The organism is Candidatus Villigracilis sp., from assembly GCF_057083605.1.
The window spans coordinates 1-15,648 of sequence record NZ_JBXMTI010000065.1; the positions used below are offsets into that span (position 1 = coordinate 1).

Consider the following 15,648-nt stretch of genomic DNA (forward strand, 5'->3'; position numbering starts at 1 on the left):
TCAACATCGAGCCAGATAATCGGATAAGGTATATTCCTAAATAACATTTTTGCTAGATCCTCCCCATATCTTATTATTTGTTCAGGGTTGGGGAATCGCTCGCTCAAATCCAGCGCATACAATCTCACAAGTTTTTCTCTTGCCGTTTCGCCCGTTACTGTAATCATTTGTTGCATAATTTCATATTTAACTCCCCCGTCCCAGTTTATTGCCCAACCTGAAGGTCTCGTGAGAGCTAATGCTCTATCTACGGCATCCTTTGCTTCCTCTATATGACCCATTTCAAACAATCGAGTACTCGCCTTGAGAAGCACACTACTGAGATACGTTTCTCGGGTGTAATCCTTAATACGACCTTCCGCGAGTTCACAAACCTTCCATACCTCGTCTCGGGAAGACGAATTGATGACAAGATGAATTGCTAGTTTATGCCATTCGAAATAACTTGTTCGTTGCCTATCTTCACGTTCAAGGTAGTCCTTTAGATCTTCAGCATTGGAAACCAATTTATAAGTCTCTTCCAGACTCAGTTTCTCGCTGGTCTGTAAGTAGAGGCTATGATCTAAAGTGCTTTCATAATTATCGGAATGCCTTTGAAAACCGGCTTCGCTAATATTTAAAGAATTCGGGAGAATACCAGCAGCGGTTATACCCTCAACGACATCGTTAATCCAGCTAAATCTCTGATTAGCGAGCACATAAATTTCAATTTGATTTACCAATTGTTGGGCCAATTCAAGAGTCGCAGTTTTCCCAAGAACAGAATTAGTAACAACAATGAATTGCTTTATTAATGCCGAGGGAGAATCTCTCTCAAATGGCAAGATAAGATTTTGGATTATTTGGAATACTTCCATGATAGGCGGATTTTCTAAATCTAAGGCAGCCAACAGTAAATGACATAATCCATCCGTATGCTTAATTGACTTTTGTTCCAATAGTTGTTTGAAAATCAATACTGCTTTTTGAGGATCCAAATCAAAAATAGCCTGCAAACAAACATGAAGCGCATCATCTGTTCCAGGCGCATTGTTTTCAACGCTAATAACTTGGTTTATAAAGTTCTGAATTTGGTCTAGCGAATTCGACCTCATCTGCAAGTTTGTATTGCGAAGCCACCTAGCCCATCGAATTAATTGATAATCTTCGTCGTGGTAAATCCCTCTGGCAGTTTTAATTAGGCGATCCAGGGTTAACAAAGCAAGTTGATGTTCCCCTATTCTTAACCAAGCATTTGCCTGTTTTTCACATTCTTTGACACGGCTGAATACATCCAAATCTTGCAACATAATTGTTTCGATAGATTGCAGCTGGAATTTGGCCCACTTATAATCACTCAAATATTCTACAAGAGTCACGATAGTCTCACGCAGAATATCTGCCCACCAAACCGAGGGCATATTTTTCCAACGGACACTGAATTCCTGCTGCACTACACGTAATGTTTCATGTCCATATTTGGCCGCGCAAGCTACAATGCATTTTGAGATTTCCGTTTTTACCCCTTCAGTTTCGAGACGAAAAGTTGCTGTTTGGGATGTCCAGCCCAATTCAATCAGATCAAAGATCCATTTCGTTTTATTGAGAAACACGCTTGAATCATCTTCATGAAGAAGTTCACCATTAGCCCATAATTTTCCCAAGCTAAATGCAATTAACGCGAGCTGCCTTCTAGCTAATTTTGTCTCATCATCTTCATAATCTCCAAAAACTGTTTGAGCTTCTGATTCTTGGAGAAGATCTTCAGGATTGAGTAGGTCCTCAAGAATGAACTTCAAGCGGGCGTACCGAAAATGCAAAAGAAACAATTTTGGTGAGTTATCTGTGCTGGCAACCTCTCTATCACTTAATGGCGGTATCGTTGTTTTGGCTAACCATGTTTTTGCAGTGCTCACAACATCTTTGGTACCAAGAAAATAGGCAGATTCGGCAACCGACAAAAGATTTGATGTTTGATGGCGTCCTGTGCCAAAAGAAAGAGGTTCAGTAATTTCAAGAAGTTCCTGAAACAAACTCTTAGCACGATCGCTCTTGTCGATTCTACGCAAATGTTCGATTGTTCGAAGTAACATGTAATAACGAAGCTCATAATCTCGTTTCTCATCTAGAGCTCTATAGAAATCTGTCCAGCCACTCCAGTCTTCCCGTTTGCAACAACTTAATGCTCCAATGTACAGTAGCCAATTCTGTAGGCTCAGACTCGCCTGTAATAAATTTTTATCATCATCATTCCAGGCTGGTTCCTTTTGAATACGTCGGATAGTATTAATTGTTTCAACAGAGCCCCGAATTAAACTTGCACTTTCTACCCATTCCGAAAGTAAGTTATGCAAATTTTGTGGCTGATCATGACCTCCAGTGATCGGACGTCCAGAAAGATATTCTAATGGTTCAGCCAATTCGAATGTACGAATTGCCTCTCGCTTTAAACCGACCATATATAGCTGTCTGGCGAAAGACAGGGCTGCCCGATCTTCCAATCTCAGCCTTGTCCCATCTCTTGCATAGTCTATTGCTAATTCACTTTTTCCCGCCTCGATTAGGAGATGTGGAAGCTGAGTGTTTTTTAATGCATCTGAGCGTTGCTGCAAAGAAGCGCCGCTCAATGTGTAACGCATAAGAGCAACCGCATCCAATAGCTCGCCTGCTGATTTAGTGGCGAGTCTTACGTCGGTCTCAATTGCATCGATTGGACGAAATGCTTCAACTTGTGACCTGAACCACGCGTATTGTGCAATATCAATGACACGCTTGTGATCGCCAGCCTTGTAATAATGGTAAAGAGTCTCCCACTTGTACGGGACCTCCGACTTTTCGTACAATTGGGCAAGTTTGAGGTGGAATTCTTGGTCAATCTGTGCAGAGCTTCGACCGGGCAAATTATCCGCTGTCTTGGCTTCGAGGAATATTCGGAAACTATTGTGGAAAAACTCCCATCGTCTTAAGCTATCACTCGAAAAATATTGGCCAAAGATCCCTCGTAATTTCATCAGTAACGGCTTTTGCGCCCATTTTGCAACCCAGTCGATTGGAATGGGACCTCGGATTCTAGCCAACAAACCCAAAAATTCTGCCAGTTCCAGATCATTTTCAATCTTCTTCCAATGGGCAAAATATTGATCTTCAATGTTCCCCCTATAAGCTGTGGCTCCCTCAAGTATTTCTGCATAATCATCCGGAGATTCGGATTGAAAAAGGGAGTTCAGGAGATAAATTAAGGATAATGGATGACCGCCAACAATTTGATAGATTTTTTGATCAAAGTCGTTTGAGATTTCAGGCAATGTTTGATGGGCAATTTCGAAAACATTCTGTGGAGATAGCTTGCCCATCCAAATCACTCGTTCATTTTGGGAAAGTATGTTTTGAACACCTACAGGTAAATTGGGTAATTCTCTTGTTTGACTACCTAGAACTATATATACACCTGCTGGAATAGCACTTGATAATGGCAGATCTTCTATTAACGATCGACCAGGGTGTTGCTCGCGCGCGATGTGGTCCAATCCATCGACCAAGATAATAGTTTTCGTATTACTGTTCTCATAATCTTTACCTAATAAGGCAAGCTGTTGATAAAAAAATTCGTTTAATGCTATTCTGTCTGTTGGGTCAGGGCGATCTTCATGGCTATTTCTTAATCTCTGAATTTGTAATGTGGTATCGTGAAAAAAATTGATGGATTCCCCACGCAAAACCGAGGGGTCTTGTGCGTCAGGGACATACGCATAATATCGAATTGACCTAATCGGTAGCGTTCGAAGTGTTTGAGTTAAAAAGGTAGATTTTCCTGATCCAGGCGGACCCAAAACACCAATATAGCCTCCGGATAACCTTTCCAATTTGTCTTGGAATTCAGCGACTGTCTCTTGTATTGGCCTGTATAAATATCTTGGCGCCTCAAATTCGTGTTTGTTTCGTAGTTCGTATTTACGTTTCTGTTTCTCAAGTTCTTCCTGTGAAGGCGGGTTAATGTTTATATTAACTTCTTGATTTTCAATAAAATTTCCGTTATTTACTTGAATAATGCGATTATTATCTCCGGTAGGAATAATTGGAGAGCCACCAGAGACAGTAATGCCGGCTGACTTAGCATTATCCTTCTTGTTTACGATATAGGCACTAATCCATACGACAAAATCAATGAGTGTAGTTGCCCACTTGAGTATTTGTTGTCCCAACCCATCGGGTTCAGTTGATGTTAATGAATCAAGCCAGAATGTGATAGTGGCCAGCAACAACGCGCTTCCAAGTAGTATTAATGTTAGAAAGATGGGTTTTCGGTGCATTGGATACGTTTTTACTACGACATAGGTTTCAAAGCCGGCTGATACTGTGGTGCCGCTGTCAATAAATTGTATTAGAACAAAGATGTAATAACTAGAAAAAATGTTCGCCTTTAGTATATCAAAAAGTATAGATTCAAGGGCTTTCAGCAAAGAAGCCCCAACATTCTCAATAGATCTGCCTAGGTAGAAGGATGACAATCTAATATTAGGGACAGCTCGGCTGCCCAGCATTTACAAAGCCGCTCCGTTCTTCCCAGAAACAGTGTATGCTCTTTTCCTATTCAAGGGTTAATGCGCTATCCGACCGAATCGCAGTATACAAGCACTTGCATAATCCCATTGAGTCCACTTCCAAAATTGCCCTTGACATTTGAATTTGAAGCACCAATTGGACCGACGCTGTGGTGCCGATTTGCCCAAACAAGTAATCTCATTCCACCGTTGGAATTAAGAGTTGTAGTGGTATTTTGCAGTGAAAAGAAAAAGTGCAAAAACGTAAAAGATAAACAGGAACATAGTCTTTTTGCGCAACAGAATGACCTTTTTCAATGCAAAGCGAGTAGTTACGACTATTCCAGCCGGATGGGGCGCTTACGGACTACGGGATTGCACTCCAGCCAGCACTCAAGGCTTATAGGAGGATCAGAGAAGTTGAGCCGGGGCATAACGTACTTCTCCCCCTCCCCTTCAAGTGGTAGCCGGCGTGGATGGGATCCCCAAGATAGGTATTCATACGTTCCTCGTTCCACCGGCCGCCATCGGCAAGGGGAAGGCATACGAGCGCGACCTCGAGCAGCTCACTAATGCGAGCACCAGCGTTCCGGAGAGAAAAAAGTTGCTTGATGGTCTGACGCGAGGCAGCATCAATCAGGATGCGTTTATCCCCGCCCATCCTGTACGGATGCAAAATCCTACAATCTGGTTGGCGCTTTTTCTTTACCCTTATTTTTGTTTTGGTCATCTCAAGTGTCTCGCGAGATTTTGTAACCGTTCAATCAGGTCTTGACAAGGTCATTTATCATCATGCTTAAGTTTCTTTACTGATCGATTTCTTTGATTCATCGCACCGAAACAACTTTTTCCGCCCTTAAGAAGGGTTCACCACGTTCGACATCCATCTCCATTACACCTGTGACTAATAATGGCATTGTTGAATCAAACAGGGATCTGGCAACGCGATAAACATCTGGAAACAGAATCGCATCCAGCGTTCCATGGAGATCTTCCAGGGTCAGGAACAACATCGATTCGCCTTTTGCCGTTCGGCTGCGATGGGAAGTCTGCCTAACACCCGCAACCGTCACCCTGCGCCCGATCCTTGCGATTGCATCCAGGGTAGAGATCGCACCTGTTCCTTTGATTTTCTCTGACACCAATTCAAGAGGGTGAGCATCCAGACTGATACCTAGAATCTCCACCTGTGCGTTTACCCTTTGTTGGAGGGTCCAGTCTTCCTCTCCCGGATCCGTCCATTCAAATAGACTCATCTGATTTTGTTGCCATCCACCGTTCTGCAGTCGCTTCAGGATGGACGGAATTGTTCCCAGCCCGCTAAGCGCGCCTGCCACGGTCAAAGTCCTGGCTTCCTGCGCGCGTGGATCAACACGCGTTAGGAAATCCTCCAGGGAAGTAAAAGGTCGAAGGTGGATGATGCGTTGGATCGTCTGCCTGGTCAATTCCTTGACCTGGTCCAATCCCATAAAGAGCACGTGTTCCTGCGAGTCATCCACCTTCTTGACCGAAAAGTTATTCATTGAATGATTGATATGCGGTGGACGAACACTCAAGTCCATTCTTCTTGCTTCACTAAGATAGACACGCTGGCTGTAGTATCCACCCCAGTTGGCAAGCACTGCCGCCATGAATTCTGCCGGGAAATAGGATTTGCACCATGCAGAGCGCCAGGCCACTTTTGCATAGGAGGCGGCATGAGCCTTGGGGAAGCCGTAGCCAGCAAATGCTGCCATCATTTCCCAGATCCTTTCCGCCGTTTCAGATGGCACCCCGTTTCTTTCCTGTGCCTGGTCCATAAATTTTCGTTTCAAATCCTGCATGCGTTTGCCGGGATCAAAATGGCTCATCGCGCGCCGCAGCAGGTCCGCCTCTGCTAGATCGAATCCCGCGATCTCATGCGCGATCCGTAATACCTGCTCCTGATACAGGATCACACCAAACGTTTCATCCAGCAATGGTGCAAGAGCAGGATGAATGTGTTTTACTTTTTCATCGCCTTTGAAACGGCGCACAAATGCATCCTTCAATCCGCCACTGAGCGGTCCAGGGCGATAGAGAGCCAATGCAGCCATGATGTCGTCTTCACTGCGCGCATGGATCTCGCGCAATGTGGCACGCATTCCTGGACTCTCGATCTGGAAGCAGCCAATGGTTTCGCCCTTCTCGATCCGTTGAGCGGTTGCTGGATCATCCGCAGGTGTAGAGTCCAGAACGGCTAATGCATCGGTAAATTGATCCCTTTGGCTTGCGTGTACAAACTCGGCAACATCTCCAAGTACGGTCAGGCCGCGAATACCCAACAAATCGATCTTCACCAAGCCTAATGCCTCGACGGCATCAAGGTCCAGCTGGGTAATGACCACTCCCTTGCCACCCGAGCGCATCACCGGAACGAGATCGGTCAGCGCGCCCGGGGCAACGATGATCCCTCCTGGATGCATGGAAAGATGGCGCGGTAGTTTCAGAATAGCTTCGGCTTCGTCAAAGATGGTTTGATAGGTTTGAGATGGATAGGCTGTGCGTAGTGCCCCAAATGGAGAGGCAGATTTGCCATCGGCTGAAGTTTCAAAACGTGCCCAGAATGCATGCGGCAGCTGGTTGGACAACTCGCGAACCTTGGAGAGTTCCAGTCCATGTGCCTTGGCCACATCACTCAGTGCCGAGCGGGGACGATAGCGATTGATCGTTCCCACCATGGCCACACGCTCTGCACCATATGTATCAAAGACATGCTGGATCACTGAATCCCTTCGGCGTGAACATAAATCCATATCAATATCTGGAGGGGTAGTGCGCGCAGGATTCAGAAAGCGTTCGAAGTAAAGGTTCAAACGCAAGGGATCTGGGCTGGTGATCTCAAGACAGTGGGCAACAAGAGATGAAGCCGCTGAGCCGCGTGAAGAGTATGGAACTCCAGTCTGTCTGGCAAATCGTAGTACATCCTCCACAATGAGAAAAACTGGTTCAAAGCCCATTTTGGAGATGATTTCCAGTTCATGATCCAACCGCTGCTGGATGGCTGGCGTGATTTCCCCGTATATCTTCGCTGCGCCTTGAGTGGCTTTGTCACGCAGGTGTTGCGCAGCACTGACTCCCTCGGGCAATGGAACAGTTGGCATATGTGAACTGCCGATCGGCAGATCGAACTTGCAACGTTCGGCAATCTCAAGAGTCGAAGCCAGTGCTTCAGGGTAATCTTTGAAGCGTGTTTCAATTTCCTGTGCACTTATGAAGTATGAATCAGGTGGTGCGACTGCCTCCTTCGGGAGTGTGGTGATGGTTTGATTCAGACGAACTGCGGCAAGCGTTCGCTGAAGGATGGCTTGATTAGGAGTCAAATAATAAACAGGATGAGTTACTACGGAGGGCAGTGAAAGTGTATGTGCAAGTTCTGAAAGAGAATTTGCCTCGCCTGGATTCTGAATACTTACATACAGGCGATCTTGAAAGACATCCCTAAGTCGCTGTGGCTGACTGCTTAATGCAACCAGGTCTTTGGAGTAGGAAGCGAGTACAGCCAGAGAGCATGGAGCTTCTGGATCATCTCGAAGTGCAATGGCGCTGCTCAGCCTGCAAAGATTGGACCAACCCTCAAGGCTCGTCGCCAGGAGGCTTACTGGGCCCTCATTGAGATTAATTTCCAAACCAATAATGGGTCGGATGCTGGCTGCTTTACAAGCCGCGGCAAATTCAATTACGCCTGTCAGCAGGTTGTGATCAGTGAGTCCCAGAGCAGACATGCCATCGGCTCGGGCTGCTTGCACCAAATCGGAGGGCGTCATCAACCCTTCCTGCAGGGAGAAGGCGCTATGCGTGGTGAGATGAATGTACATCAGCTTGATTGTAAACTGTCTTTACACGATATCCCCTTTTTTCTGGCTGTTTGAATTCTATCCCCAGTTTTACTCTAATTGTAGAGTAATTCTGTCACACAAGAGCAGATATGTTAAGCAATTTCGGGGCAGAAGAACAAGGAATCCTCAGAAGCTTACGATGCATCACGACAGATCTTTGCGCAGGTCCGCAACGAGTACTCCTCATAATCCAGAGTAGCCAGGCCGCTTTAGGGTTTCAGTGATTTATTCTCTAAAAAAGCATCACCGATTTACGGGAGATCTAACTGCCAATCCATCACTTTGTAATATGTGGGTGTAGATCATAGTGGTCTTTACATCCTTGTGGCCGACGACTCGTCCAGTCTCGTCTTATCCGGTTGAGAGTTCTGAATGTTGGGTAGGGATGGTGCAGCTTTTTCTGACATTATATATCCTCCATTGTGTATGTTAAAATGAATGCAATTCCTCAGCTGATTTTAACCTAGCACCACCTAATGCCTATTTTGTTTTAGGCGTTTAGGCCGCTGGTAATCTATAGCCCCTTAGATGGTAAAACGGCGGCTGAACACCTCGTTGGGCCGCTGTGATGGAAGAGAAGGAGTTGTTTACGTGAGCGAGATCGGTTCAGCGCTCCGCATTGGACGACGCGTTGTCGTTACTGGAATGGCTGGTGCGGGCAAGAGCACATTTGCACAACAGCTATCGGCGAAGACCAGCCTTCCGGTGATTCATCTGGACGTCCACTTCTGGAAACCGGGCTGGGTGGAGCCGTCGGATACGGAGTGGCGTGATGTACAGTCCACGTTGCTCGCTGGCGAGGAGTGGATTGCCGATGGTAACTATCACGAGACGCTGGATCTACGACTCGAGCGAGCGGATACGGTCGTGTACCTCGACACGCCATGGTGGCTTTGCGCAGCGCGAGCATTCGTGCGTGGGTTACGTCGTCCGGAGGGTACCCAGTTGCCTGACGGCTGCGAGGATACGGGATGGCGACGGTTGCGTGATGAATGGTGGTTGATGTGGCGCGTCTGGTTGGGGCGGACGTCTGAGCGCGAGCGAGAGCTGGCGATCGTGGCGCGGCATGGAAGCCATGCGGCGTTGCACGTTTTACGTTCCAAACGTGCCGTCCGACAGTTTCTTGACCACATCTAGCTGTTCCTACGGAGACTCATTCCATCCCACTCGCGATCTGTATGCACTTCGATGGGGCTTGGATAATGGCGATCCAACAAACCGATGACATATTGCTGCCGGTAATGGAGTGACAACACACCTTTTGGCACGCACTTCCCAAGCCGCGGCCCAACACAGCGTGCAGCGTGCACCCGACTTGGGGTAGGCCGCGCGTTTTTTGAGCATGTTTCTGGCTTTGGCGGAATCCCGTTTCGAGAGCGACTCCACCCTCCCACCCCAAGCGGGTACCGATTACTGCACCTGTCAAGTGCTGAGATAGATCCTTTATGATCGAGTTGCACAGGGCTAAAAATAAAATCTGCCGATCGGGCCTTTGCTCTTTGGGCAGATTTTTTGTTGCCTGAGACAACTACTTTCTTCTTCAGGGAATGCTTCGCCACCCCCGCCAGCCTGCCCTTCGTGTCGGGGTTCAATAATATCTTGTTTGTCGATCCAAATAACCGCTAGGCGGTCAAACCAAGGTCAGTCATGCGGGCCAGGACTTCATCCCGTGGTGCCAGCCTCCTCGGAATGTTCCTGCGCACAAAGCGTGTGATGTCGGTCTCAACACCCAACTTCATCAGGGCATACTTGGCGAACTGCTTGTACGTCAAGCCCATGCGGACGTCAGCGCTCAGGCTCCAAGAGAGCAAGAGCATTTTGTAGGCCAGGTCTTCTTCACTGGCATGGATGTCGGTCTCTTCCTTGCTCAGGACATGCCAGATGGCGATCAGGAGTTTGCGCGCGATCACCACGATCGCCTGATTCGGTTTACGCATGCGCTTCAAGTGCTTTTCGTATTCTTCCTTCCAAAAGGGCGACATCCGCACTGCCCGCCAGGCCGCTTCCACCATCGCCCAGCGCAATTCCCTGCGACCCTTTTTGGTGATCTTCTTTTCCTTGTGGGTCTTGCCGCTGTCATGCACTCCCGCACCGATGCCCGCGTAGCCAACTAACTTCTTTGCATTTTCAAAACGCGAAATATCTCCAATGGCAGACAGGATCGTCATCGCGACGACAAACCCCATCCCGGGCAGCTGCATGATCTGCAGAGCTTGTTTACCCCAGGTCGGACTGGTGCTTTGACGCTGGAGTTCTTCATCCACCGTCACCTTCAGCTTTTCGACTTCCTGCAGCAGTGACAATTCCTGGCGGATCTGCATCTTCTCGAGTGAGCTGATGTTTTGCTGCGCCTCCCACCAGAACTCGTTCACCAGTCCCTCTTCTGGCAGCAGCAGGTTGTGCTTGTGCATCAGACTCTGCAGACGATTACGGATCATACTGCTGGTCTTCACTAATCGATGGCGATACGACACAAAAGCCCGCAGCTCTCTCACCTTCACCGGTGGCACCCAGACTTCAGGGACAATCCCACCGACAAGCAGCTTCAACAATCGCTTGATATCTTCTTTGTCTGTCTTGACTCGAGCTCCTGCGATCTCTCCTACTTCTGCGGCATTGGCAACGAGAACCCGGCTCGCCAGGGGCGCCACAATGTCATAGGTCGTCCATACATTCGTGGTCGTTTCCAACACCACAATATCTCCTCTGCGAATGTTCTTCTTGGTCCATTCCGGGAACTTCTCGATACTTACCCGGCGCGGCGTGAGCACCCATTCCTTCTCCTCATTCCAGGCACCCACCAGGAGGTACTCCCGGTGAATATCCAGCGCCAGGTACCTTTCGTAACCTCTTGTATCTTGTCCTTTTTTCATGCTAGACTCCTTATGTGTTTGGGACGTGGATTTTAGGTTTGGAGCTGCAGGTACCGATACGGGTTTCTGGCATTCCTGTTGCCAGTCCCAGATTAGTTTCCGCCGGGTGTCCAAATAACGCAGCGAGCTTCGATCTCATTTACGATGAGATCGTTCTCATACCCGCGGGCGAACAACCCAAACGCTCACATCCCATTCGCGTTCCCGGCGATGAATCACCTTAAGGATACGCGGACGCCACGTCCCAAACAAGGACATTCTAATAACGCACACCGTTAGCCAATCAAGGCGCAAAACAAACTTCATCTAGTCTTTGGATAAAAAGCCGCCAGAAAAAGGCGGTTTCTTTGTTATCTCGGTTAGCGTCGGTCGAGGGACCACCCCCCTTAAGTGACACGTACAATAAAGTCATCGCTTCATCAAAGCCGCCACATCAAAGGAAAGCACATCAATAGAAACATGTTGAAACTTCTCTCCGAATTTCTACGCAGCCCCGGCGATTTCTTCCAGGATGAACGCAGGCAAAGGATCGTGATCATTTGCTTATTCAGTCTGCTTTTCGTATGCGTCTTGTTCTCCATGGTCAGGGGCGTAGCTCGCCGAAGGAACGCGCCTAGCGACCCGGATGCCACCCCTACGCCGGTGGCTCCGGCGCCAACACAAACCAAGTGGTGGGTAAGGCACGAGCCATCTGAAACGCCGACCAGTTTGATACCCAGCGGGCAAACCCCGATCGGCGGCACAGAGACGTTCGCAGTATCGAGCAAGTGCCCTGTATACGCCGCAGCTTTCCAACCGGGGACATTCGGCTACATTTCCCTTCACCCCCCATACGAAAACCTTGTCCGCTCCGGAGCGGGAAAGAATTACTCCACTGTTGGCTTCATCGAAATAGGTGGCTGGGTGAAGATCCTTGCGGAGCCGGTTTGCGCCGATAATGGATATGTGTGGCTGAATGTGCAATCGGCAGCCGGTTTAAGCAACTGGACCGCAGGAGGTCACAAGGCAGCTCAATGGGTAATTCCATGTCCTGACCCGAACAAAAAGTGCAGTAAAAAGAAGCCAATCGGATCGATCTCAGCAACACCTAATCCCAATAACAGCGGCAATAACAATGGCGATGGTGATGACAACAATCCAAATGCCTGCGTATCAGACAAGCTCGCCATTGGTCTTGATGCGCAGGTCAGTCCCAACGACTTGCTGGTTGTTCGCTCAGAACCATTTACAGGCAGCGTTCTCGGGCGTCTCGCGCCGCTAACAGTGATCAACATCATTGGTGGTCCAAAATGCGCCGGTGGGGTTGTGTGGTGGAAGGTTTGGGGGCCACAAACAGGATGGGCAGTAGAGAACAACTTGCGCGCATGTCCAAAAGAAGGGGAGTGCGATCCATGGAAGGATGGGCAATTACAGCATTAACAGTCTATATTTAGTAACAACATTTCAAACTCAAAAAGACCGGGCAACTGGTCTTTTTGATTAGGAAAAAAGGTAAAATCAAATCAAGGAAGTTGGAAATGCCAGAAGAGTCGCGCACACCAAAGGAAAGTCTGCCAGAATACAAGCAGTTTGCCGATCTCAAACCCAATTTCATCGGCATGCGCGAGGCAGCTAGGAAATACAAGGTGCCAGTCACAACATTACACACCTGGGTAAAAAAGGGTGCGATACTGATCGAGTCCAAACCTCAGAAATACAAACGCTTAGTGAACGAGGCAGATGTGGCATATTGCGCCTACGTGTATCACAGAACTGAAAAAGGCGAAAGCAAAAAAATCCGTAAGCATGTATTCAATGAGGACGGGACACCTTTCAAACCGAAATCACAAAATATGCTGGAACGGTAATCACTGTTATGATCCCCGCACACATCGCCGCATCTTTACAAAATCTTTTGGCAGCGCAGCAGGCATTAGAAAATGCCTTGCTCGATATTAGCGAATCAAATCGGCAGAGTGTTCAAAGCGCCATAGAGATCATCAAAAAAGAAATACTGATTCTTGCCGAGCAATATCCAATTCTCAGGGATTTCGTTGCTCTGCCGGGAATAAATATTATTCTGGCGATAAATCTCTTATTTCTGTTTCAGATTGAAAAAGCTAAGAGTCTCTCGTCGTTTTGGAAGTATTGCGGAGTGGACGTCTCCCCCACTCAGATCAAGTACAACTCAGAAGCTCACGGTCTATGCCTGGAACTCGCCGACTTTCTTTCCAGAGAAGGATCTGCATATTCTTCTATTTATAAGGCAGAGGCCGCAAATACATTTCCTGAAAGGGCAATGCTGGTGGTGGCCAGATCCATGCTTGCCCACATCCGATAATCAAAGATAGGGAAAATTGAGACTTGTTTTTGGTAGATAAGAATCTATTGGGTGAGAAGAAGTAAAAAAACAAGTCTCAATTTGAATAGATCTATTGAAGATAGAACAAGAAAAATAAGTGCGTACTGTATTGACTATACGCAATCATAGCGTGTCTGTAGACTCGCTCTGAATTTCGAGTTTTGCATCGCCGGCAGGATAGTTGGGATTAGTGGATTGGTTTAGGTTTATTGGCAAGTTCCAATTCTTTACGGCTTAATTTTGATCACACGCTCCAAGCATACTCAACAGGAGCTTCGCCTTTGTAATCTTCCAGGCATAGAGCTTAAATCATAACCGCGTCAAAACATCTATTCGGGGAACGGGTCGGATTTATCAGAATGGACGGCCTTTGACGCCAATGCGCAAAAGTAAGTTAAGTCGCAAAATGATATTTGGAGGCTAAAACCCCATTTCCCGTGCGTTCGGACAATACTTAGTTTTGTGTCCAGTTTTTCCGCATATCTGACAAGGCACAGGCGGCAAGGGCGGGTCGTTCCTGTGCCTATAATCATCCCACAACGAAACAATCGGGACATATATGAAGTGATAAAACCAATACCGGATTTTATGCATCATCGGCAATTTTACGTCTTAATAGCAGGAATTGCGCTCGCCCGCTTGTTGTAAAGCAGCTGTAGGTTTTTTGATCTAGGTAGTACATATAATAAGGTTGAACGCGATTTAGTGCTTTAGGCATGAAGCACGACCTCCCCAGAGTGATAACCTGGGGAGGATTGTTTTATACAGAAATCTGACCCACCTTCTATATGCCTGGAGGCATCTACAGAATGTTTCGACATCGCAAAATTTCTGTTTTTATAGTTATCTTCATTGTTGCTTTATTGGGTATAGGTGTGGCCATGAATCAGCGTTCACCTGTCCAGCCAGTTCTAAAATCAAATGTCGTTAGTACGCCTGCACAAGATGAATATACACAGGCTTTTATTGCGTATGTTTCTCAGTTGGAACAAGAAGGATTGGAAACTGTAAAAGAGATCCGAGTCGAGGGGAGCCAGCCGTTTATTTTCATTCTCAAACCACAAAAAAGCCAAGAATTAACGAATGAAGTTGTAAGCAGTACAACAGAGCTAGCACTTCGCACAGTGAGCGTATTTGAAAGTCGTGGCGGTCTGCGAAGTGACGACATCGACATAGCTTTTCATCGCCCCGCGGAGCAGAAAATTCTGCTCATTAAACGCGCCGATGTGCCCGAACTACTCAGCGCAGATGTTTACGGCGAAATGACGGTTTCTATTGATATGAGTTATTTCAGAAGCCTTATCAATTTGGCGGGACCAAGCAAGAATGGGCAACAGGATTATGCAAACGCGTGGTCAATTATCCAGGCCCTTTGTCTTGCATATGCCGGAGATTTTGAAGATAGCGATTCTGTATGCAATATTATCTCGGCCAACGCTGCAGCTGGTTGGGTAGGAATCGGGAAAGAACAAGCGGCAAAGATCATCAATGGCTATGGGTTGACAGATCTAGGGTACCTTGGCAACAAGGATTATCAGTATCGCTTTATCGATTTTGTTTATCAGGATTTTGTTCGATAATTGATAATTCTATAACAAATAATTTTCCTATCAAAAAGCTTCAAATACTACTTCGCCCCATTTGGGATACGGCAGTTGTCCAAAGTTTTTTGCGGACCAATCCGCAACGACAACGGCGCATGATTTGGGAACAGACATGAAAGCCATGCGCGCCGCACTTCTTACCCAGGATCGACCCAGAAAAACAAAAACCAGGTGAATGCCCAAGTATTCAGCGTAGGTCGCGGCCCTTTGCCAGCGATATACTGTCTTATCCAAGATAAGCTGCCGGGAGGACTTCCCACTTTCTACCTCCATCCAAAACAGAGTCTCTACACCATTCATTTCCCCCCAAGCTAAAGAGTCAGGATTAGCTTTCAATCCAGGAACTCCAACCTCATTCCATCCTGCGTATATAGTGGCATGAGGTAAAGCTTTCTTTAACCATGCTGGCCATTGTCGAGATCTTCGCCTATGTTCGCTATCCCGCAACTTATT

9 protein-coding genes are annotated in these 15,648 nt (G+C 47.1%); 5 read left to right on the forward strand and 4 right to left on the reverse strand.

What is annotated here, in order from left to right; genetic code table 11:
- Nucleotides 1-4,520: NACHT domain-containing protein (locus AC14M5_RS10310; RefSeq protein ID WP_484029577.1), on the reverse strand; the 4,520-nt coding region annotated here is incomplete at its 3' end.
- 827 nt (nucleotides 4,521-5,347) lie between these two features.
- Entirely contained in the window at nucleotides 5,348-8,356 is a 3,009-nt protein-coding gene (locus AC14M5_RS10315; protein WP_484029578.1) for a DNA polymerase III subunit alpha, read from the reverse strand.
- A 612-nt stretch (nucleotides 8,357-8,968) separates the two neighbouring features.
- Here AC14M5_RS10315 and AC14M5_RS10320 point away from each other — a divergent pair.
- Nucleotides 8,969-9,514 carry a P-loop NTPase family protein gene (locus tag AC14M5_RS10320; RefSeq protein WP_484029579.1) on the forward strand — a complete coding sequence of 182 codons (546 nt, stop codon included), beginning with the start codon at nucleotides 8,969-8,971 and terminating at the stop codon, nucleotides 9,512-9,514.
- A gap of 485 nt (nucleotides 9,515-9,999) precedes the next feature.
- Here AC14M5_RS10320 and AC14M5_RS10325 read toward each other — a convergent pair whose 3' ends face one another.
- Nucleotides 10,000-11,250: an IS110 family RNA-guided transposase gene (locus AC14M5_RS10325; RefSeq protein WP_484029580.1), complete on the reverse strand. Its 1,251-nt coding sequence runs from the start codon at nucleotides 11,248-11,250 to the stop codon at nucleotides 10,000-10,002.
- A gap of 459 nt (nucleotides 11,251-11,709) precedes the next feature.
- Here AC14M5_RS10325 and AC14M5_RS10330 point away from each other — a divergent pair, with 459 nt between their 5' ends.
- The 4 genes from AC14M5_RS10330 to AC14M5_RS10345 all read left to right on the forward strand — a co-directional run bounded on the left by AC14M5_RS10330 (nucleotide 11,710) and on the right by AC14M5_RS10345 (nucleotide 15,171).
- The gene (locus AC14M5_RS10330) at nucleotides 11,710-12,669 is read left to right on the forward strand and encodes a hypothetical protein (protein ID WP_484029581.1); all 960 of its coding nucleotides are present in this window, start codon (nucleotides 11,710-11,712) and stop codon (nucleotides 12,667-12,669) included.
- A 98-nt stretch (nucleotides 12,670-12,767) separates the two neighbouring features.
- On the forward strand, nucleotides 12,768-13,097 hold the full coding sequence (locus tag AC14M5_RS10335; RefSeq protein ID WP_484029582.1) for a hypothetical protein: 330 nt from the start codon (nucleotides 12,768-12,770) through the stop codon (nucleotides 13,095-13,097).
- A gap of 8 nt (nucleotides 13,098-13,105) precedes the next feature.
- Complete coding sequence (locus tag AC14M5_RS10340) at nucleotides 13,106-13,570, forward strand: hypothetical protein (RefSeq protein ID WP_484029583.1); 465 nt, start codon at nucleotides 13,106-13,108, stop codon at nucleotides 13,568-13,570.
- A gap of 830 nt (nucleotides 13,571-14,400) precedes the next feature.
- Nucleotides 14,401-15,171: a hypothetical protein gene (locus tag AC14M5_RS10345; protein WP_484029584.1), complete on the forward strand. Its 771-nt coding sequence runs from the start codon at nucleotides 14,401-14,403 to the stop codon at nucleotides 15,169-15,171.
- 30 nt (nucleotides 15,172-15,201) lie between these two features.
- On the opposite strand, the gene AC14M5_RS10350 is transcribed toward AC14M5_RS10345, so the two are convergent.
- Nucleotides 15,202-15,648, reverse strand: a 447-nt coding sequence (locus AC14M5_RS10350; RefSeq protein ID WP_484029585.1) for a hypothetical protein, incomplete at its 5' end; no start/stop codon positions are given.